Origin of the sequence: Streptomyces sp. 4F14 (genome assembly GCF_048159485.1) — a bacterium.
Classification (GTDB): domain Bacteria; phylum Actinomycetota; class Actinomycetes; order Streptomycetales; family Streptomycetaceae; genus Streptomyces.
The window spans coordinates 1-322 of record NZ_JBLRVY010000367.1; the positions used below are offsets into that span (position 1 = coordinate 1).

Here is a 322-nt window from a genome sequence, read left to right on the forward strand (position 1 = left end):
GTCGCGAGTTCCCCTCATGATGCAATGAGTAGGCCACTCTCACCGCATCCACCACTTCGGCTTCGCGACCCGAAAGGATCTCCCGGACTTCGTGGTTCCGAATGATCAGCATGCCGTCACCTTCTCCGATGGGTTGTTCCACAGGTGGGACACGTCGCCGAATTTTTCCTCGACCCAGCCGTCGGAGTAGATCGTGTCCAGGTACCTGTCGCCGCCGTCAGGGAATATCAGTGCGCAAGAAGAGCCCGCAGGAATGGAATGTGCCATTTTGCCGAGAGCGGCCACCGTTGCGCCGGGGGGTGCGCCCGCCCCAAAAGCCGCG

Annotated in this window: 1 pseudogene; it reads right to left on the minus strand. The window is 61.2% G+C overall.

Annotated features, from left to right (window positions below):
* Nucleotides 1–105 precede the first annotated feature (105 nt).
* Nucleotides 106–322, minus strand: a pseudogene (locus tag ACLZOT_RS51145) (2,3-diaminopropionate biosynthesis protein SbnA); the annotation flags it as partial.